This window comes from Streptomyces sp. NPDC043952 (assembly GCF_056435325.1).
Window position 1 is genome coordinate 258,908 of record NZ_JBWKES010000004.1, and the last position, 18,831, is coordinate 277,738.

21 protein-coding genes are annotated in these 18,831 nt (G+C 72.7%); 4 read left to right on the forward strand and 17 right to left on the reverse strand.

Features of this window, described 5'->3' with window-relative positions; all coding sequences use genetic code 11:
• Position 1 precedes the first annotated feature (1 nt).
• The 11 genes from AC069R_RS06740 to glnII form a co-directional block, all read right to left on the reverse strand.
• The gene (locus tag AC069R_RS06740; RefSeq protein WP_478765140.1) at positions 2-718 is read right to left on the reverse strand and encodes a TetR/AcrR family transcriptional regulator; all 717 of its coding nucleotides are present in this window, start codon (positions 716-718) and stop codon (positions 2-4) included.
• Between the two features lie 84 nt (positions 719-802).
• Positions 803-1,852 carry a PDR/VanB family oxidoreductase gene (locus AC069R_RS06745; protein ID WP_478765142.1) on the reverse strand — a complete coding sequence of 350 codons (1,050 nt, stop codon included), beginning with the start codon at positions 1,850-1,852 and terminating at the stop codon, positions 803-805.
• Entirely contained in the window at positions 1,852-2,766 is a 915-nt protein-coding gene (locus AC069R_RS06750; RefSeq protein WP_478765144.1) for a metal-dependent hydrolase, read from the reverse strand. Before AC069R_RS06750 ends, AC069R_RS06745 begins: the two co-directional genes overlap by 1 nt.
• Positions 2,767-2,856: 90 nt before the next feature.
• Complete coding sequence (locus tag AC069R_RS06755) at positions 2,857-4,782, reverse strand: hypothetical protein (RefSeq protein ID WP_478765146.1); 1,926 nt, start codon at positions 4,780-4,782, stop codon at positions 2,857-2,859.
• A 423-nt stretch (positions 4,783-5,205) separates the two neighbouring features.
• Complete coding sequence (locus tag AC069R_RS06760) at positions 5,206-5,712, reverse strand: tetratricopeptide repeat protein (RefSeq protein ID WP_478765148.1); 507 nt, start codon at positions 5,710-5,712, stop codon at positions 5,206-5,208.
• 61 nt (positions 5,713-5,773) lie between these two features.
• Complete coding sequence (locus AC069R_RS06765; RefSeq protein WP_478765150.1) at positions 5,774-6,433, reverse strand: LuxR C-terminal-related transcriptional regulator; 660 nt, start codon at positions 6,431-6,433, stop codon at positions 5,774-5,776.
• Entirely contained in the window at positions 6,418-7,677 is a 1,260-nt protein-coding gene (locus tag AC069R_RS06770) for a sensor histidine kinase (RefSeq protein ID WP_478765152.1), read from the reverse strand. The genes AC069R_RS06765 and AC069R_RS06770 overlap by 16 nt, the downstream gene beginning before the upstream one ends.
• Positions 7,678-7,778: 101 nt before the next feature.
• Positions 7,779-8,822: an NAD-dependent epimerase/dehydratase family protein gene (locus AC069R_RS06775; protein ID WP_478765154.1), complete on the reverse strand. Its 1,044-nt coding sequence runs from the start codon at positions 8,820-8,822 to the stop codon at positions 7,779-7,781.
• A gap of 65 nt (positions 8,823-8,887) precedes the next feature.
• Entirely contained in the window at positions 8,888-9,541 is a 654-nt protein-coding gene (locus AC069R_RS06780) for a winged helix-turn-helix domain-containing protein (RefSeq protein ID WP_478765156.1), read from the reverse strand.
• A 117-nt stretch (positions 9,542-9,658) separates the two neighbouring features.
• Positions 9,659-9,781 carry a hypothetical protein gene (locus tag AC069R_RS06785; protein ID WP_397986293.1) on the reverse strand — a complete coding sequence of 41 codons (123 nt, stop codon included), beginning with the start codon at positions 9,779-9,781 and terminating at the stop codon, positions 9,659-9,661.
• Between the two features lie 311 nt (positions 9,782-10,092).
• Positions 10,093-11,124: a glutamine synthetase gene (glnII, locus tag AC069R_RS06790; protein ID WP_478765158.1), complete on the reverse strand. Its 1,032-nt coding sequence runs from the start codon at positions 11,122-11,124 to the stop codon at positions 10,093-10,095.
• Between the two features lie 215 nt (positions 11,125-11,339).
• Between glnII and AC069R_RS06795 the strand changes: the two genes are divergently transcribed.
• Positions 11,340-12,197 carry an alpha/beta fold hydrolase gene (locus tag AC069R_RS06795; protein ID WP_478765160.1) on the forward strand — a complete coding sequence of 286 codons (858 nt, stop codon included), beginning with the start codon at positions 11,340-11,342 and terminating at the stop codon, positions 12,195-12,197.
• 157 nt (positions 12,198-12,354) lie between these two features.
• On the opposite strand, the gene AC069R_RS06800 is transcribed toward AC069R_RS06795, so the two are convergent.
• Entirely contained in the window at positions 12,355-12,729 is a 375-nt protein-coding gene (locus tag AC069R_RS06800) for an arsenate reductase family protein (protein ID WP_478765162.1), read from the reverse strand.
• Between the two features lie 164 nt (positions 12,730-12,893).
• Here AC069R_RS06800 and AC069R_RS06805 point away from each other — a divergent pair, with 164 nt between their 5' ends.
• Positions 12,894-13,208, forward strand: a complete 315-nt coding sequence (locus tag AC069R_RS06805; protein WP_397986297.1) for a hypothetical protein — start codon at positions 12,894-12,896, stop codon at positions 13,206-13,208.
• Positions 13,209-13,276: 68 nt separating this feature from the next.
• Here AC069R_RS06805 and pspAB read toward each other — a convergent pair whose 3' ends face one another.
• The 3 genes from pspAB to AC069R_RS06820 form a co-directional block, all read right to left on the reverse strand.
• Positions 13,277-13,861 (reverse strand): PspA-associated protein PspAB, encoded by a 585-nt coding sequence (gene pspAB, locus AC069R_RS06810; protein ID WP_478765164.1) that lies wholly within the window; start codon positions 13,859-13,861, stop codon positions 13,277-13,279.
• Positions 13,862-13,923: 62 nt separating this feature from the next.
• Positions 13,924-14,847, reverse strand: coding sequence for a zinc metalloprotease HtpX (htpX, locus tag AC069R_RS06815; RefSeq protein WP_478765166.1), 924 nt, complete (start codon positions 14,845-14,847; stop codon positions 13,924-13,926).
• 125 nt (positions 14,848-14,972) lie between these two features.
• Positions 14,973-15,230 carry an SCO2583/SCO2584 N-terminal domain-containing protein gene (locus tag AC069R_RS06820; protein ID WP_478765167.1) on the reverse strand — a complete coding sequence of 86 codons (258 nt, stop codon included), beginning with the start codon at positions 15,228-15,230 and terminating at the stop codon, positions 14,973-14,975.
• 347 nt (positions 15,231-15,577) lie between these two features.
• Between AC069R_RS06820 and AC069R_RS06825 the strand changes: the two genes are divergently transcribed.
• Complete coding sequence (locus AC069R_RS06825) at positions 15,578-15,829, forward strand: hypothetical protein (RefSeq protein ID WP_478765169.1); 252 nt, start codon at positions 15,578-15,580, stop codon at positions 15,827-15,829.
• Between the two features lie 96 nt (positions 15,830-15,925).
• Here the strand turns inward: AC069R_RS06825 and glnA are convergent, their stop codons facing one another.
• Positions 15,926-17,335: a type I glutamate--ammonia ligase gene (gene glnA / locus AC069R_RS06830; protein ID WP_478765171.1), complete on the reverse strand. Its 1,410-nt coding sequence runs from the start codon at positions 17,333-17,335 to the stop codon at positions 15,926-15,928.
• Between the two features lie 210 nt (positions 17,336-17,545).
• Here glnA and AC069R_RS06835 point away from each other — a divergent pair, with 210 nt between their 5' ends.
• Complete coding sequence (locus AC069R_RS06835) at positions 17,546-18,013, forward strand: RDD family protein (RefSeq protein WP_397986303.1); 468 nt, start codon at positions 17,546-17,548, stop codon at positions 18,011-18,013.
• Between the two features lie 93 nt (positions 18,014-18,106).
• Here AC069R_RS06835 and AC069R_RS06840 read toward each other — a convergent pair whose 3' ends face one another.
• On the reverse strand, positions 18,107-18,808 hold the full coding sequence (locus AC069R_RS06840; RefSeq protein WP_471059258.1) for a DUF4191 domain-containing protein: 702 nt from the start codon (positions 18,806-18,808) through the stop codon (positions 18,107-18,109).
• Positions 18,809-18,831: the final 23 nt, after the last annotated feature.

Consider the following 18,831-nt stretch of genomic DNA (forward strand, 5'->3'; position numbering starts at 1 on the left):
GCTAGGAACCGAGCGAGACCAGCCGGCCGACGAGCTCCGCGAAGGGGCCGTCGGCCGGTTCGTTCTCCAGCATGGTGCGCAGCACGTCCGCCATGCCCTCGTCCCGTGCCGCGCTCACCGCGACCAGGGCCGCGAAGTCGTGCACCAGCTGGAGCTCCAGCTCCTCGCGCGGGATGCGGCGGCCGTCCAGCCAGATCAGCGCCGTGGACTCGGCGAGCGAGATCCAGGAGCGGATGACCAGCTCCAGCCGCGGGGGCGCCTCGGCGATCCCCAGATGGGCGAGCATCTGGTCGTACGCGGCCTGCCGCACGTCCTCGATCAGCGCGTTGGTGGCCGAGACGTGCTCCTTCTCGCGGGAGCCGGTCGCGGACACGGCCGGGCCGCCGCGCATCAGGGCCGAGAAACCGGGGCCGTACTCCTCCACATGGGCGAAGAAGCGGTGCATCACATGCAGCAGCCGCTCGCCCAGCGGCCCCTCGTGCGGCTCGGTGAAGCGGGCCTTCAGCTCCTCGGAGGCGCGCCGCAACGCGGCCTCGTACAGGCTGAGTTTGCCCGGAAAGTAGTGGTACACCAGCGGCCGCGAGATGCCCGCGGCCGCCGCTATGTCGTCGATGGACACCTCGTCGGGCGAGCGGCGGCTGAACAGGTCGAGAGCGACACCGATCAGCTGCTGCCGTCGCTCCTCGACACCCATCCTGCGGCGCACCCCGGTACTCATACGAACACCTTACCGAGCGGATCCGGCCGCCAACGGTCCGGACCCGAACCGGTGTTCACATCGATGGGTCAGGGCATCAGCGCGTCACAGATCGAGCACGAGGCGTTCGCCGCGGGCCCGCGACACACAGATCAGCATCGAGTCGGCACGCTCCGCGTCCGTGAGCAGTTCGTCCCGGTGCTCCACCTCGCCCTCCAGCACCCGCTGCTGGCAGGTCCCGCAGAACCCCTGTTCACAGGAGTAGACGGTGCCCGGCAGCTCCCGGCGCACGGCGGCCAGCACCGTGGAGCCGGCCGGCACGCGCACCGTGCGCCCGCTGCGCCGCAGTTCCACCTCGAACGCGGTGTCCCCGTCCGCCGCGGCGCGCGGCGCGAACCGCTCCAGATGCAGCGCGGCCCCCTCCGGTACCCGCTCCGCCACCGCCTCCATCAACCCCTCGGGACCGCAGCAGTACACCGCCGTGCCCGGCGCCACCCGCGCGAACAGCGCATCCAGGTCAGGTCGCCCGTCCTCGTCCCGCGCGACGAGCGTGAGCCGGTCCCCGGCCAGCTCGCGCACCTCCGCAAGGAAGGGCATCGAGGCGCGCGTCCGCCCGCAGTACAGCAGCCGCCACGCGGCGCCCTCCGGCAGCGCCCGCAGCATCGGCAGCACCGGGGTGATGCCGATCCCGCCGGCGACGAAGACGTACGACTCGGCCCCGACCAGCGGGAACCGGTTGCGCGGCCCGCGCACCTCCAGCTCCATCCCCTCGGCCAGCTGCTCGTGCACCTCCCGCGAACCGCCCCGCCCGTCCGCCACCAGCCGGGTGGCGACCGTGTACGAGGAGGTGTCCTCCGGGTCCCCGCACAGCGAGTACTGCCGCACCAGCCCCGAGGGCAGCACCAGGTCCAGATGCGCCCCCGGCGTCCAGCGCGGCAACCCCGTGCCCTCCAGACGCAGTCGTACGACACCGTCGGCGATCGTCTCGTGCGCGGTGAGCAGCAGCCTGAGGGCCCGCGAGCGCGGCCGGCCGGAGATCGGTGTCTCCAGCGCGGGCATCGGCCACAGCGGCGAGACCTGCACGCGGCGGCGCAGCGCGCTCCGGGTGAACAGGGCGGCGCCCGCGACCAGGGCGACCGTACGCAGCTTGGGCATCAGGCGGCACCCTTCGCGGAGTGCTCCGCCCGCTCGGCGGCGAGCGCGGCGGGGGAGGCGGCCAGATAGGCGACGGCCTGGGCGGTGGAGAACTCGTGGGAGGGGTGGTAGTCCCGGCCGAGATAGCGCGGGATGGACCGCAGCATGGCGCCGGTGCTGGGCAGCAGGCCCGCGCGACCGCGGTCGTAGAAGTCCTTGAAGGACGCCCTGGGGTCGGTCAGCGTCGGGTCGTTGGCCAGGAAGAAGCGCACCCCGCGCTGCCACAGGAACAGCAGGGCGGAGAACGCGCTCGCCCAGGTGCGGGCCCGCCGCCGGTAGCTGCCGTCCAGATGCGTGAACAGGTCGAAGGCGACCGAGCGGTGCTCGACCTCCTCCGCGCCGTGCCAGCGCAGCAGGTCCAGCATGGTGGGGTCGGCGCCCCGCCGGTCCAGTTCGGCCGCGCCGAGCACCCAGTCGCCGAGGAACGCGGTGTAGTGCTCGATGGCCGCGATCAGCGCCACCCGTTCCAGCAGCCACCAGCGGCGCGCCCGGCCCGGCGGCAGGGTGCGGTCGCCGAGCAGCTTCTCGAAGAACCAGTCGACCTGCGCGGTGTACGGCGTCGGGTCCAGGCCCTGCTCGCGCAGGTGCGGCAGCACCTCGTCATGGGACTGGGAGTGCATCGCCTCCTGCCCGATGAACCCGATGACGTCCTCGCGCAGCCGCTCGTCCGTGATCAGCGGCAGCGCCTGCTTGTACACGTGCACGAACCAGCGCTCACCGGCGGGCAGCAGCAGGTGCAGCACGTTGATGGTGTGCGTGGTGAACGGATCGCCGGGCACCCAGTGCAGCGGCGTGTCCTCCCACGAGAAGGACACGTTGCGGGCCTTGAGCGCGATGCGCTCGGACTCCACCGGCCGGGCCTGCTTATCAGACATAGCGTCAATGTACTGACGGGTAGACGTCCTGAGAAGGGTTACGGCACCGGTTGTTTACGGCGGTGTCAGCAGCGCCCCGCTCCGCGCCTCCTAATGCAGCCCCTGGATCGCCCGGCCGCCCGCCAGCGTGCCCTTCAGCTGGGCCTGCGCCCCCTGGGCGGCCTTGGCGACCAGCAGCGAGCCCGGCGCGGACGCGGTGATCCCGCCGCTCGCGTGGATCGCCACCGTGTCCGGGGAGCCCGCGGCCAGCAGATACCAGTGCCCGCCGCGGGACTTCCACAGCACCCCGGCCAGCACATGCGGATCGCGCGGGCCGCACGCCGCGGTGCCGGTGCCCTTCGCGGTGACCGCGCCGTAGCGGGAGCCGGGGACGCGGAACTGGGCCAGCGCGGCGGCGCCGTCCCCGCGCCAGGTCTCGGCGCGGGTGCAGGCCCACTGACCGGCCCCGCTGCCGTCGGGCAGCGGCTGCTCCGCGAAGTCCCAGGCGTTGACGCTGCGCACACCGGAGGAGCGCTCGGTGGCCAGGGAACAGGCGAACGGCGCCCACGCCTGGAGCCCTCCGGTGGTCGCGGCCTCGCCGGTGGCGCCGGGGCGGCCCGCGGTGAGGCGGGCCGGGACCAGCTCGCCGAGGTCGGTGGCGAGCTGGGTGCCGGACCCGCCGGTCACCTGGAGCACGGTCCAGGAGGTGCAGTTGCCGGTGGCCAGGGCGGGGCTGGTCAGCGGGGCGGTGACGCCGCCGTGGACCGCGAGCGGGGTGGGCGCGGCGGCCGGCTTCATCAGGTCGCGGGTGGCCGCCTTCTTCACCCAGGGGGCCAGCAGGTACTGCACATTGCCGTCGGCGCGGCCGAGGACCAGGGCGCTCGCCTCGGCGCCGGTCGCGCCGTCCACTCGCGCGAAGTCCAGGGCGGCGCCCTGGGTGCCGTCGGCCGGTTCGGCGTAGCGGGCGATGCGCAGGCCGTCGTAGAGGATCACCACACGGGCGGCGTCGACCTGGCCCGCGTACAGCAGTTGGGGCGGGCCCGCCGGGCCGCCGGTCTGGGTGCCGGGGGTGGCCGAGACCCGGACGTTCTCACCCGGCCGGGCCCAGACCGCGAGGGCGCGGCGCAGCAGGTCCTTGTCGCCGGTGAGCGGACCGCGCGCGGGCCAGGCCGAGAAGTCGGTACGGGCCGCGGTGTGCCAGGCGGTGGGGGAGACGCGGGTCAGCTTCGCCGGGTCGAGGGCGGCCTGGGCGGCCGGGTTCTCGGCGTAGGCGGGGGCGGCGGCGCCGTCCGGGCCCCAGCCGGAGTGCGGCAGCGCGAGCAGCGCCCCGCACACCGCGAGGGCGGCGGCGGCGCCGAGGGCGGCCTTGGTGTGCTGGCGGCGGCGGAGCAGATCGGTGGGCCGGGCCTGGAGGGTGCAGGGGTCGAACTCGGGCGAGGACAGCAGGCCCGGCTGGGCGGGCACGCTGTTCGCCATGGCGAGCGCGCCGCCCGGATCGTCCACCCCGGCGGCGTCCAGGATCTCGCGGATGTCGTCGTCGGACAGCCGGTCCAGGCCGCGCAGGACGTAGGCGGCGCGGGCCGGTGCGGACAGCTTGGACAGCCGCTGGTCCAGGGCGAGTTCGTCGGCGCCGCCCGAGCGCGGGAGCAGCCGCAGGCCCCAGACGCGGGGGAGTGGCTGGGGCAGGGCCCGGCGGGGGCGGGCGGCGGCGAGGGCGGCGCGCAGGACGCGCTCGCGCAGATAGGCGTAGCCGGGGTCGTCCGGGCGGGCCGCCGGCTCGGCGGGGCCCCGGCGGGCGGGGGTACGGCCCGAGGACTGCGCCGGGATCCGGTCGGCCTGCTTGCCCCGTGGCAGGGCGCGCTGGGTGAGGGCGTGTGCGGTCAGCACCCGGCGCCCGCGGCCGAGGCCCGGCGGCAAGACCAGATAGGCGAGCCGGACCAGCCGTGGGTAGTGCTCGACGAGCGTGGCTTCGGCCTGCTCGACGTCGGCCGGTCCGGAGGCGGGTGCGTGACGCTGGGCTACATCCTGTGACTGCACGTCCGGGAAAACGAGCGAGTCCTTGGTTGGTCACCGTCAAGCGCCCCGCCGATGCGTCCGGGGCGGCGGGTTCGGGCCGGTTTCAGGCCGGTTTCCGGGCCGGTTCGGGACGCGGGGCCGACGCGTCCGGGCTGCCGGAAACGGTGCGTCCGGGCTCTCCGGTTCAGCGCGTTCAGGCCCTGCGCTTCGGTGAGTTCAGGGGGACGGGCACGGCGCGGGCACGGCTTGGGTACGCGACGCGTTGCCGCCGACTGCCGACTGCCGACTGCCGACTGCCGTCTGCCGTCTGCCGTCTGCTGTCTGCGGTTTGCCGTCCGTCGCCTGGCGTCTGCCGCCGGAGCCGGTGCGTGCGCGGCTCCGCGCCGGCACGACATGCCGACGCGGCCGGACATCGGCGTGCGCGCGGCCCCGGAGCCGGCCCTTTCAGGTCTCCGGAGCGACCAACGCGCGCGCGTAGTTGGTCATCGACCGCTGGTAGCGCGGCAGATGGGCGGCCAGCGCCTCCAGCACCAGGGACAGGCCCTCGCGGTCGCGGCCGAGGCTGGACAGGCACAGCGCGAGACAGGCGCGCACCGCGTCGTCCAACTCGTCGCTCGGGCCGTCCAGTTCGGGGGTGAGGAGCTTGACGCCCTCCTCCGGTTGCCCGATGTTGCGCAGCGAACTCGCCAGCTGGATCCGCGCCCGCCGCCCCCGGTAGCCGTCGAGACCGCGCGCCAGCGCCTCCCGGTACAGCGGCACGGCACGGTCCGAGTGCCCGGTCGAGTCGAAGGCGCAGGCCCGCTCGAAGGGGCCCCGCGCGCTGTCCTCGGGCAGTCCGGCGACGAGGCCGTCGATCAGGGCGCGGAACTCCGCCGCCCGCTCCTCGGGGTACTCGCCGCGCGCGAAGGCGGCCCAGGCGGCGTCCACCCGGTCTTCCCAGTCCTGGTTCACCGCGTCAGCCTCGCACACATGTACCCCCGAGGTCACCCGGAATCGAGCCGGCGGCCGGTCCTCAGCGGGCCCCTCCGTCGAGATACGCCAGCACCGCGAGCACACGCCGGTTGTCGTCGTCGGACACCTCCAGACCGAGCTTGCCGAAGATGTTGGAGGTGTGCTTGGCCACCGCCCGCTCGGTGACGACCAGTTGGGCGGCGATGCCCGCGTTCGACCGGCCCTGGGCCATCAGCTCCAGCACCTCCCGCTCGCGCGGGGTGAGCCGGTCCAGCGGCCGGTCGCCGGCCGGGCCGCCGCGGGCCAGCAACTGCTGGATGACCTGCGGGTCCATCGCCGTACCACCCGCCGCGACCCGCCGTACGGCGTCCACGAACTGCTCCGCGTCGAACACCCGGTCCTTGAGCAGGTACCCGATCCCGCCCTCGCCGTCCGCGAGCAGTTCGCGCGCGTACAGCTGCTCCACGTGCTGGGACAGGACCAGTACCGGCAGCCCCGGCCGGGCGCGCCGGGCGGCCAGGGCGCACTGGAGGCCCTCGTCGGTGTGCGTGGGCGGCAGCCGTACGTCGACCACCGCCACGTCCGGCCGCGACTCGGCCAGCGCCCGCGTCAGTTCGGGGCCCGACTCGACGGCCGCCGCGATCTCGAAGTCGTACGCCTGAAGCAGCCGGACCAGTCCGTCGCGCAGCAGGAATAGGTCCTCGGCTAGGACAACACGCACGGAATCTCCATGGTCACCATGGTGGGGCCGCCCGCGGGGGAGCTGACGGCCAGGACGCCGTCGAATGTACCGAGCCGCTTCTCGACCCCGGCGAGCCCGGAGCCGGCGCCCACCGCGGCGCCGCCCCTGCCGTTGTCGGTGACCGTGACCCGCAGCCGGCCGTCGGTGTGGTGCAGATCCACCCATATCCGGTCGGCGCCCGCGTGCTTGGCCGCGTTGGTGAGCAGCTCGCTGACCGCGAAGTAGGCGGCCGACTCCACCGGCGGGTCGGCGCGGCCCGGCAGCTCCACCGTGACCTCGGCGGGCAGCGGCAGCCGCAGCGCCAACGCCCGCACCGCGTCGCCCAGTCCGCGCTCGGCGAGGACCGGCGGATGGATGCCGCGGACCAGGTCGCGCAGCTCCTCCAGGGCGTCCGCGGAGTTGCGGCGGGCCTGCGCGAGCAGTTGCCGGGCCTGCGCCGGGTCCTTGTCGAGCAGCATCTCGATGGTGCCGAGGTCCATGCCCATGGCGACGAGGCGGGCCTGGGCGCCGTCGTGCAGGTCCCGCTCGATGCGGCGCAGTTCGGCGGCGGAGGTGTCCACCGCGTCCCGCCGTGTCTCGGTCAGCACCCGGACCCGCTCGACGAGTTCGCCCTCTCCGTTGCCCAGCACCGCCCGGACGAGCCGGAAGTGCGCGGTCAGCAGGCTCGGCGTGAACCGCAGGGCGACCCGCAGGATCACGAGGGCCAGCAGGGCCGCGACGATGGCCCCGCCCTCCCCGCTGACCGGGACGAACGCGTACCAGTAGGTGCCCCCCTGGGCATACGCCCGCCACAGCCCGAAGGGCAGCATCAGCCCCTCGACGGGGTAGAACAGCAGCACGGCCGGGAGCAGCGCGGTGAAGAAGCCCGCCGTCATGTCCACCGGCAGCCAGCGCACGTCCCGCCAGGTCTGGGGGTCGCCCAGCATCGTGAAGGCGCGGGTCCACGGGTTGGTGCCGCGCGGTATCGGCCGGTACACGGCGCGGATCGGCACCCCGCACCACTCGGCCGCCAGCCTGCGGCGCACGTCCGCCAGCGCCCTGACTCCCGTCAGCACGAGGGGAGTCGTGAGCAGTCCGATGCCGAGCGGGATGAAGACGAGGGAGAGCAGGGTCAGCACCAGGAACGCTATGGCGAAGGGCAGCGTGATGAGGGCCAGCACCAGTCCCCGCACGGCGGCGAGCAGAGACTGCCGGGCCCGGTCACGCATGGTGTCGCTGTTCATACGGCGAGTCTGGCCGAACCGCGGGGCACGGGTCACTGGTCCGGGCCCCCCTCTCCGGGTGGGGTTAGGTGCACCCCCATTCGGGTGATGCCGGTACTCCCTCAGCCTGCGCGGCCGTCACCTGGGAGAGCGGCGCCGGTGACGCCGTCCCGCAGCGCGGTCAGCACCTTCGCCTCCACCTCCGGCGCGACGCCGACCGGGCTGCGGCCGGACCGCCGGGGCGGGGTGCCGCCGATGCCGGTCAGCCAGCGCCAGGTGTCCGCGACGGTCGCCGCCACCGGCCGGCAGACCAGCCCGGTGGCGAGCGCCCGCGACACATCGCAGCCGTGGACGGCGGCGTGCATCTCACCGCCCGGCGGCACCCACACCGGCAGCTCGGTCCACGGCTCGATCCCGGCGTCCAGAACCGTCTGCGGCTCGGCCCAGCACAGCTCGGCGTCCGCGCCGGTGGCCGCGAGGCAGGCGTCGAGGAACGCGCCCATGGTGGTGTGACCGGGCGGGCTCACCAGGTCGTACGGGCCGCTCGACTCCCGCTCCAGGGCGCCGAGCAGCCAGTCCGCGAGGTCGCGGACGTCGATGTACTGGAGCGGCAGGTCGCGTGGGCCGGGCGCGAGGACGGGGCCCCCGCGGGCGATCCGGTTCAGCCACCAGGGCAGCCGGCCCACGTTCTCGTACGGCCCGAGGATCAGCCCCGCCCGCACCAGCAGCGAGCCGTCCGCGCCGAAGGACTCCAGCGCGGCCAGCTCACCGCCCCGCTTGTCCCGGGCGTACTCGCCCTGCTCCGCGTCCGCCGCCGCGCCCTCGACCAGCGCGGCACCCTCCCTGGCCCCGGCCGGCCAGGGCCAGGCGTACACCGAGCAGCTGGAGATGTACGCGTACCGACCGGCGCGGCCCCGCAGCAGGCGGGCCGTGTCCCGCACCGCGCGCGGGGCCGCCGGCCAGGTGTCCACCACCGCGTCCCAGGCGCCCTCGGCGAGCGCGTCCAGTCCGCCCGGCGCGGTGCGGTCACCGGTCAACGCCGCTGCGCCGGGCGGTGGTTGGCGGCTGCCCCGGTTGAAGACGGTCACCTCCCAGCCCCGCCCGACGGCGGCCTCGGTCACGGCGCGTCCCACGAACTCCGTTCCGCCCAGCACCAGAAGTCTCATACCGGGCAGCCTGCCCGGTCAGGCGGTGGGCGGTGCGGGACTACGCCGAGGGCGGAAGCGGCGGTTCAACGGCCGGTCGGCGGAATGTACTTGTAGCCGACCCGGCGCACGGTCTGGATGGTCCGGCGGTGCTCGGCGCCCAGCTTGCGGCGCAGCCGGGCGATGTGGACGTCGACCGTGCGGCCGTCGCCGACATGGCCGTACCCCCACACCGTGGTGACCAGCTGGTCGCGGGTGTGCACCCGGTGCGGATGCGCCACCAGATGGGCGAGCAGCTCGAACTCCAGGTAGGTCAGGTCGAGTTCGCGGCCCTCGATGAAGGCGGTGCGGCGCCCGGCGTCGATCCGCACCAGCGGTTCGGGGGCCGTCTGGACCGCTGCGCCCGCCCGGCCGGTACGGTCGGCGCCCGGCTGCCCCGCGCGCCCGGCCTGCTCCGCCTGTCCCGTCTGGTCCGGGACCGCGACCGGCAGGAACGGCGGCTGCTGGTCGGCGGGGACCAGCACCAGGTAGCCGACCATCGGCGGGCGGCCGGGCAGGACGGGCAGGGTGTGCTGCGGGGCGGGCAGCCAGGTGGCGCCCGGCGGCAGGAAGTCCGCCACGTCGACCACCTCGTCCCGGTCGACGGCGCGCAGCCGGTGCCGGGCGGGGGCGTTCAGGGGGGCCGCGGAGGGGGCGGGAGAGACGGCGGAGACGGGGGAGACGGAACGAGTGGTCGCCATGAGAGGTCAGCTCTTTCGCGCGAGAGGTTCGTCGGGAGGGACGGCGGCCGCGATTCGTGGTCGGGGCGCGCCGGGACGTACGTCGTTCCGCGCTGGCCGAAGGCCGGGGTTACGGCTTCACAGGGCCCGCGCGGTGATCGCGCGACAACACACCCGGTCGAAGTCGTGATGCTGGCGGGAGGGCCAGAAGGGCTCGAGGTCGTGACGACCCGTCGCGGTGATCTTCTGGAAGCTGGCCATGCGCCCATTGAAGCAGAGGCGCGCGCCGGGCACGAGAGTCCTCTCACAGGTTGGACGTGTCATTGGCGTGAAGTCTGCGTTGCGAGGGCCCCGAGGGCCGTAGTCAAGAGCCTGATCAGCGAGTTGTCGGTGTGGAGACGGCTGAATCGGTGTCTCAGGATGCGGACGGGGCGCGCCCATCGATGCACATCCGGACGCGCCCATCGATGCACATCCGGACGCGCCCGTCGAGGCACACCCGGACACACGTCAGGGGCGCCCGCCGCGAACGGCGAGCGCCCCTGAGGGTCCCGAGGGTGTTCCGGGGTGGCTCAGACCTGGCCGGCCTTCTCCAGCGCCGTGCAGCAGGTGTCCACGATCAGGCGGGTCACCAGGTAGGGGTCGACGTTGGCGTTCGGGCGGCGGTCCTCGATGTAGCCCTTGCCGTCCACCTCGACCTGCCACGGGATGCGCACCGAGGCACCGCGGTCGGAGACGCCGTAGGTGTACTCGTCCCACGGGGCGGTCTCGTGCAGACCGGTCAGCCGCTCGTCGATGCCGGCGCCGTAGTTCTTGACGTGGTCCAGCGGCTTGGAGCCCTCGCCCAGCGCCTCGCACGCGGTGATGATCGCGTCGTAGCCCTCGCGCATCGCCTTGGTGGAGAAGTTGGTGTGCGCGCCCGCTCCGTTCCAGTCGCCCTTGACCGGCTTGGGGTCGAGGGTCGCGGAGATCTTGAAGTCCTCGGCGGTGCGGTACAGCAGCCAGCGGGCCACCCACAGCTGGTCGGAGACCTCCAGCGGGGCGAGCGGGCCGACCTGGAACTCCCACTGGCCCGGCATGACCTCGGCGTTGATGCCGGAGATGCCGAGACCGGCCTTCAGGCAGTGGTCGAGGTGCGCCTCGACGACCTCGCGGCCGAAGATCTCGTCGGCGCCGACACCGCAGTAGTAGCCGCCCTGGGGGGCCGGGAAGCCGCCCTCGGGGAAGCCCAGCGGGCGGGTGCCGTCGAAGAAGGTGTACTCCTGCTCGATGCCGAAGACCGGCTCCTGCGCGGCGAACCGGGCGGCGACCTCGGCCAGTTCGGCGCGGGTGTTGGAGGCGTGCGGCGTCATGTCCGTGTTCAGGACCTCGCACAGCACCAGTACGTCGTCGCCGCCGCGGATCGGGTCCGGGCAGGTGAAGACCGGCTTGAGCACGCGGTCCGAGGCGTGGCCCTCGGCCTGGTTGGTGGAGGAGCCGTCGAAACCCCACAGCGGCAGCGCGTCGAGACCGGCCGGAGTGCCCGCGATGATCTTCGTCTTGGAACGGAGCTTGGCCGTCGGCGTGGTGCCGTCGATCCAGATGTACTCGGCCTTGAAGGTCACGGGGACACATCCTTCGGGGTGGTTCGGGCGCACTCGCGGGTGCCGTGCGGCGCCGTGCGCCGTCTCTCGATCTGCCCGGAAGCCTGCCAACAGGCCGTTTCCCGGCCATTGCCCTGATGTGAACCCCGTGTTACCTGGGGGTTTTGTGCCCCGGATCACGTAGGGGCCCGGCCGGTAGGGTGAGGCGGACCGACGAGACAGCAGGGGGCCGTCCGGTGACCGGTTACGACGGCGATGCCTTCCGGCGCGCGTACGACGGGCTCCTCGCGCGGTGGCCCGCCGACCGCGAGGCGCTCACCGTCCCCACCCCCTGCGGCGCGACCCGTGTCCATGTCTGCGGTCCGCGCGACGCGCCCCCGCTGCTCCTGCTGCCGGGCGGCGGCGGAGCCACCTCCCTGACCTGGTACGCCCAGGCCGCCGGCCTCGCCCGTACGCGCCGGGTGTACGCCCCCGACATCATCGGCGCCCCCGGCCTGAGCACCCCCGCCCCCGGCCGGCACCCCCGGACACTCGCCGACCTGACCGGCTGGCTGGACGCGCTCCTGGACGGCCTCGGCATCGACCGCGCCGACCTGGGCGGGCACTCGTACGGCGCCTGGATCGCGCTGTCGTACACCCTGCACGTCCCCGGCCGGGTCCGCCGCCTGTTCCTGCTGGACCCGACCGAGTGCTTCACCGGATACCGGCCGGGGTATCTGCTGCGCGCCCTGCCGATGCTGCTGCGGCCCACACCGGGCCGGGTGCGCACCTTCCTGGAGCGGGAGACCGGGGGAGCGGCGGCCCGGACCCCCGAGTGGCTGCGGTTGCAGGAGGCCGGTGCCGGGTTCCCGGCCGCGAGACCGGTGACCCGCCCGCGCCCGGACGCACGGGCGCTGCGCGCGCTCGACGTGCCGGTGCTGCTGCTCGCGGCCGGGGCCGGCAAGGTGCACGACCCGAGCCGGGTCACGGCGGCGGCCGAGGCGCTGCTGCCGCGCGTCACGACCGCGGTACTGCCGGACGTCTCCCACCACGCCCCGCCCCAGGCGGCCCCGCCGGAGCTGACGGACCGGCTGACCGACTTCCTGACGTGCTGAACCCCACGCACCGCCCCCCGGTTTTCGCCGCTACCTGCCTCGCGCCCGCTACCTGCCTCGTGCCCGCTGTCCGCCTCGCGCCCGCTGTCCGGCTCGCGTCCGTCGTCCGGCTCGCGCCCGCCCCCGGCCCGCACTGCCGCCCCCGTACGACGCCCCGTCAGCCGGACGCGGAGTCGTGGGCGATGGCCTCCCGTACCGCCTCCTCTGTGCGGGCCACCACCGCCGTGCCGTCGTCCGCCGTGATGATGGGCCGCTGGATCAGCTTCGGGTGTCCGGCCAGCGCCCGGATCCACCGCTGGCGCGAACTCTCGTCCCGCGGCCAGTCCTTGAGCCCCAGTTCCTTCGCGGCCGCCTCCTGGGTCCGGGTGATGTCCCACGGCTCCAGGCCGAGCCGCCCGAGTACGGCCTTGATCTCGTCCTCGCTCGGCACGTCCTCCAGATAGCGCCGCACGGTGTAGCCGACGCCCTCGGCTTCGAGCAGGCTGATCGCGCTGCGGCACTTCGAACAGGCCGGATTGATCCAGATCTCCATGTCTCCACGGTACGCGAGAACCCGTGCGCCACCCTTGTACCGACAGCCCCCAAAGCCCTTGTGGCCAGGGCCTTTTGTCAGTGGTCGGCCGTAGAATAGAAGCAGTGTTCGAGGGTGCCGCCGGGCTCGCCGGCCGGCGCCCTGATCGCGTCTGGAGGATGCCCGTGCCCGCTGCCGCTCTCAAGCCGAAGCCGTCGCCCACCCAGTCCACCACCCGGCACCCCGTGCTGTTCGACTCGCCGTACGAGCCCGCCGTGAAGCGCCCCCTGCCGGCCGGCCGCCCCCGCGAGTGGTACGTCGCGCACAACCGGCGCCTGAAGGCCATGCGCCTGGCCATCGCCCTGCTCGACTCCGGCGTCTACCTGCCGGACCAGGCGCACGACGACACCATCCGGGGCACCGCCGAGACCATCGGCATGCGCCCGCCGTCCGACACCACGTGCCGCATGGTGCGGGCGCTGATGCGCTACAGCCGCTGATCCACCGCGGCGCCGGGCATGCCCCCGCGGGACCGCCCGGCGCCGCCCGCCCGGCTCGGCCGGGGCGCTCACAGACCGGGGGCGCCCCACACCGGGAACCAGCGGGACAGGTCCTGCTCGATCCGCAGGTCGTCGGCGAGTACGGACTTCACCTGGAGCTCCAGCGCGTTGTCCCGGCGCTCGCCGCCCCCGGCCAGCGGGGCGAAGGGGTAGAAGGTGCCCCGTTTGTAGAGGTAGACGAGCGCGAGCGCGCGTCCCGAGTCGTCGGCGAAGCCGGCCAGCGAGCACAGCAGTTGCGGGCCGAAGCCGTTGCTCTCCAGGGAGCTGTTCACCGCGTGCAGATCGTTGACGAGCTGCGGCAGCTGGTCGGGGGAGCGGCGGGAGACCAGCCACGAGTAGCCGTAGTCGTCCCGGCGCAGCTCCACCGGCGTCCCGGCGCGCTCCGCGTCCGCGTCCAGCAGCGCCTGCACCTCCCGGTGGGTCTGCTCGAAGGCCGCGCCCTCCACGGTGGCGAAGCACACCGCTCCCCGCCCGGTCGGGGTGAAGCCCATCGCCGCCTGGAGCGTGATGGCGGCGGAGGGCAGTGCGAACAGCTGGTCGAGATCGGGGGCCACGGGCTTGGTACGCCCCAGCAGGATGTCCAGCAGGCCCAACGCTCAGCCCGCCTTCCGCGACAGCGCCATGTTGTCCGTTCCGTCGTTCTCCGGAGTCCCGCTCATGCCCGGTCGGCCTCCCCCGGTACGGTCTCGCCCAGCTCCGCCGAGATCCGGCCCAGCTGGTCCAGCCGCTGCTGGAGCGTCGGGTGGGTGGAGAAGAACCGCTCGATGCCCGGCTCCTTGCCGGTCGCCGGGGTGAAGTAGAAGGCGTTGAACGCCTGGGCCGTACGCAGGTCCTTGGTCGGGATGCGGGCGATGTCCCCGGTGACCTTGGTGAGTGCCGAGGCCAGCGCCGAGGGGCGCCCGGTCAGCTGCGCGGCCGCGCGGTCGGCGGCCAGCTCCCGGTACCGCGACAGCGCCCGGATCAGCAGGAAGCTGATCGCGTACACGGCCGCCGAGACGCCCATCACGCCCGCGAAGACGACGGCGGTGTTCTGGTCCCTGCGGCCCCCGCCGAAGATCTGCGAGTAGAAGGCGAAGCGCACCAGCAGGCCCGCGACCACGCCGAGGAAGGAGGCGATGGTGATCACGGCGACGTCCTTGTGCGCCACGTGCGACAGCTCGTGCGCGAGGACGCCCTCCAGCTCGCCGGGCTCCAGGCGGCGCAGCAGCCCGGTGGTCACGCAGACCACGGCGTGATCGGCGTTGCGTCCCGTGGCAAACGCGTTCGGCATGTCCATCTCGGACACGGCGACCGTCGGCTTCGGCATGTCCGCGATCGCGCACAGCCGGTCCACCACCGCGTGCAGCTCCGGGTACTCCTCCCGCTCCACGACCCGCCCGTGCATGGCGAACATCGCGATCCGGTCGGAGAACCAGAACTGGGCCACGAACATCGCGCCCATCAGGACCACGACCAGCAGCCAGGACTTCAGCAGCACGAGCAGCGCGGCGATGAACGCCACGTACAGCAGTCCCAGCAGGAACATCGTGACCGTCATCCGCACGGTCAGTCGCCGGTCGGTCCTCAAGCGGCTTTGCATCTTGCATCACCCCGCAGTCAGGCACCTTCGTCCCGCTGTCCAGTGTGCACCTGCCGCACGCCGTGGGGAGGGGGCCGGACGGCCCGCTCACCCGACCGACGGCTTCCGTGACGCTTCGTAATCGGTCAGTAACCGTTCCGTATCTGAGCGTAACCCAGCAGCACGATCACCGCGGCCACGCAGCCCAGGACCACCGCGGTGGACACCCAGGAGGAGCGGCGGGGCCGCACGGGCTCCGGGTCGGCGCGGAAGGGGGCCGGGTCCGGGGGGTTCTCCTTCCAGCGGGCGGCGAGCATCCGGGCGCGGGCGGAAGGCTCCTTGTGCGGGGCGGAGTCCGCCCAGCGAAGATCGAACTCCCGCTGCCAGTCGTCCTGTTCAGACATTCCCCGTTCAACCTCTCTCGTCCGTACAGCTGCGGGGAGCATGATCTGGTCGGCCCCCCGGAAATAGGAAGCCTGAACGGTACGAAAGGTTGCACAGGGCTCCTGAGCAGCCCGTTTACGCCCGATTCGCGTCCGGATGCCGGGTGCTGATCCGGCCGCTAGCATTTTCAGCAGAGCCGCGCCGCAGGGTGCGCCGGACGTGCGCCATCCCCGCCGACCAGGGGAACGTCAGCCCTGCTTCCTGAACACAGGCGGCATCACCCACGACCGTGTCCCGCCGAAGGCGCGGGTGCGGCCATCTTCCGGTGCCCGAAACGGCGCCGGGGGAATGGAAGGAGGGCAGTTCGATGAATGCACAGCGCGCGAGGCGTCTCGCCGCGGTGTCCGCCGTCGGCGTGCTGCTGGCGGGCGGGGCCACCGTGGCCACCGCGAGCACCGCGTCGGCGTCGACCCAGACCCACGTCACCACCAACCGCGGCTGCTACGGCCGTAACTGCTTCGGCTTCGACCGGGGCTTCAATCGCGGCGGCTTCTTCGGCTTCAACAACGGCTTCGGCTACGGCTACAACTCGCCCGTGGTGGTGGTCGTGGTGCCCTGACGCACTCACGCCGTGACACACGTCCGGGGCCGCTTCCCTCGCGGGAGGCGGCCCCGGTGCTGCGACGGGTCGGTCACACGTGGTGCGACGGCTCGGTCACACGTCGAAGTACAGCTCGAACTCGTGCGGGTGCGGGCGCAGCTGGAGGGGGGCGATTTCCTGGGTGCGCTTGAGGTCGATCCAGGTCTCGATCAGGTCGGACGTGAAGACGTCGCCCTGGAGGAGGAACTCGTGGTCGGCCTCCAGGCGGTCGAGGACGGCGCCGAGGGAGGTCGGGACCTGCGCGACGCCCGCGTGCTCCTCGGGAGCCAGCTCGTAGAGGTCCTTGTCGATCGGCTCGGCCGGCTCGATCTTGTTCTTGATGCCGTCCAGGCCCGCGAGGAGCAGCGCCGAGAAGGCGAGGTACGGGTTGCCGGAGGAGTCGGGCGCGCGGAACTCGACGCGCTTGGCCTTCGGGTTGGAGCCGGTGATCGGGATGCGCATCGCGGCGGAGCGGTTGCGCTGCGAGTACACCAGGTTGATCGGCGCCTCGAAGCCGGGCACCAGGCGGTGGTACGAGTTCACCGTCGGGTTGGTGAAGGCGAGCAGCGAGGGGGCGTGCTTGAGGATGCCGCCGATGTAGTAGCGGGCGGTGTCCGACAGGCCCGCGTACCCGGCCTCGTCGTAGAACAGCGGGTCGCCGTTGCTCCACAGCGACTGGTGGACGTGCATGCCCGAACCGTTGTCACCGAAGATCGGCTTCGGCATGAAGGTCGCGGTCTTGCCGTTGCGCCAGGCCACGTTCTTCACGATGTACTTGAACAGCTGGAGGTCGTCGGCGGCGGCGAGCAGCGTGTTGAACTTGTAGTTGATCTCCGCCTGGCCGGCCGTGCCCACCTCGTGGTGCTGGCGCTCCACCTTCAGGCCGGACTTCTCCAGCTCCAGGGAGATCTCGGCGCGCAGGTCGGCGAAGTGGTCCACCGGCGCGACCGGGAAGTAGCCGCCCTTGTAGCGGACCTTGTAGCCGCGGTTGTTCTCCACCGCACCGGTGTTCCAGGCGCCCGCCTCGGAGTCGATGTGGTAGAAGGACTCGTTCGCGCTGGTCTGGAAGCGCACCGAGTCGAACACGTAGAACTCGGCCTCGGGGCCGAAGTACGCCGTGTCCGCGATGCCGGTCGAGGCGAGGTACGCCTCGGCCTTGCGGGCGACGTTGCGCGGGTCGCGGGAGTACTGCTCGCCCGTGATCGGGTCGTGGATGAAGAAGTTGACGTTGAGCGTCTTGTCCCGGCGGAACGAGTCGACCCGAGCCGTGGACAGGTCGGCCCGCAGCGCCATGTCGGACTCGTGGATGGCCTGGAAGCCGCGGATCGAGGATCCGTCGAAGGCCAGCTCCTCGTCCGGGTCGAACGCCTCGGCGGGCACGGTGAAGTGCTGCATGATGCCCGGCAGGTCGCAGAACCGGACGTCGATGAACTTGACGTCCTCGTCCGCGATGAACTTCTTGGCCTCGTCGGCGTTCTGGAACATCCAGCTCCTCCTACTCCCGGCCGTCCGCGCCGGGGTGGTAGATCGTTCGTGCGGCCAGTGCGGTGGCACACGCTCGTCCCGACCCTAGGGACGGGTGATTTCTCCGGCGTGACCCGATTGTTTCGCTGAAGTTAACCGGGCACTCGTCCACCGTAGCTCCGGGACACCCCGGCGTCCCCCGGTCATATGGGGACGCAGTACCGTGGTCGGGTGGACAACAGGCAGGCACTCGGATCGTGGCTCTCCGGCCCTCGCGCGGCCATGGAAGACGCCGGCGCGGACTTCGGTTACCGGGGGGAACAGCTGGGGCTGCCCGAGGAGGGTCCGGGCTCGCTGGCCCGGCCGGGCAGGCGGCTCGGGGCCATCGCGGTCGACTGGGCGCTGTGCCTGCTGATCGCATACAGCCTGATCACGCATGGCTACGACCAGGGCACCGGCAACTGGGCCCTCGGCGTCTTCTTCGTCATGAGCGCCCTGCTGGTCGGCACCATCGGCTTCACTCCGGGCAAGCGCCTGTTCGGCATCCGGGTCGTGGCCCTGGGCACCGGCACCGTCAACCCGCTGCGCTCCCTGCTGCGCACCGTCCTGCTGTGCCTCGCCATCCCCGCCCTGGTCTGGGACCGCGACGGCCGCGGCCTGCACGACCGACTGGCCAAGACGGTCGAGGTCCGGGTCTGACCCGTAGGGGCCGGGAACGAGGAGTACGACGAGGGGGGCGCCCAGTGTCACACCGGGCGCCCCCCCTCGTCGTAACGCGTCGAGCAGCGCGGCCTAGCGGCCGCTCTTGCCGCCCTTCGGCATTCGCATGCCCTTGGGCATCGGGCCCTTCGGCACCGGCATGTTGCTCATCAGGTCGCCGAGCGCGCGCAGCCGGTCGTTGGTGGTGGTCACCTGGGGGCCGGTGAGCACGCGCGGGAGCTTCAGCATGGTGGTGCGCAGCTTCTTCAGCTCGACCTGGCCCTCGCCGTTGCCCACGATGATGTCGTGCACCGGCACGTCGGCGACGATGCGGTTCATCTTCTTCTTCTCGGCGGCCAGCAGGCTCTTGACCCGGTTCGGGTTGCCCTCGGCGACCAGCACGATGCCGGCCTTGCCGACCGCGCGGTGCACCACGTCCTGGCTGCGGTTCATCGCCACCGCGGGGGTGGTGGTCCAGCCCCGGCCGACGTTGTCCAGCACCGCCGCCGCGGCGCCCGGCTGGCCCTCCATCTGGCCGAAGGCGGCCCGCTCGGCCCGGCGGCCGAACACGACCGCCGCCCCCAGCAGGCCCACCAGCAGACCGAAGATGCCCAGGTAGACCGGGTGGCCCAGCAAGAAGCCGATCACGAGGAACACCGCGAGCGTGCCGAGCCCGACGGCCGAGAGCACAAGGCCGATCTTGGAGTCGACCTTGCGGGTCATCTTGTACGTGAGGGCGATCTGCTTCAGTCGCCCGGCATTCGCGGCGTCCGCCGCGGTTTCCTTCCTCGCCATGGCACGAAGTCTACGTGCCGCCG